The organism is Flavihumibacter cheonanensis (assembly GCF_022352215.1).
Lineage (GTDB): Bacteria > Bacteroidota > Bacteroidia > Chitinophagales > Chitinophagaceae > Flavihumibacter > Flavihumibacter cheonanensis.
The window spans coordinates 1-292 of record NZ_JAKRWF010000037.1 but is presented as its reverse complement, the minus strand read 5'-3'; the positions used below and the strand labels follow the sequence as shown (position 1 = coordinate 292).

1 protein-coding gene is annotated in these 292 nt (G+C 64.0%); it reads right to left on the bottom strand.

Features of this window, described 5'->3' with window-relative positions; translation table 11 throughout:
• The coding region (locus tag MD536_RS21030) for an ATP-binding cassette domain-containing protein (protein ID WP_239603762.1) at positions 1-179 on the bottom strand (179 nt) is incomplete at its 3' end.
• Positions 180-292 lie beyond the last annotated feature (113 nt).

Sequence of the window (292 nt, the reverse complement as noted above, 5' to 3'; positions counted from 1 at the left end):
ATCAGCCGCATGATCGTCTGTGCGGTGACGCTCTTGCCGCACCCCGATTCTCCGACGATGCCCAGCACCTCACCCCGGTCCAGGTGGAAGGAGACATCGTCAACGGCGCGGGCCACACCATCGAAGGTGAAAAAGTGGGTTTCCAATCCCTGGACGTCCAGCAGATGGGCCGCGTCCATCAGCGGCTCCTTTCGGGCCGCGGCAAACGGTCTTTCATGACCTGCCCGGCCTTCATCACCAGCAGCACGGTCTCCCGCCCCCGTTCGAAAAGCGTCGGGTCCGCCAGCGGGTT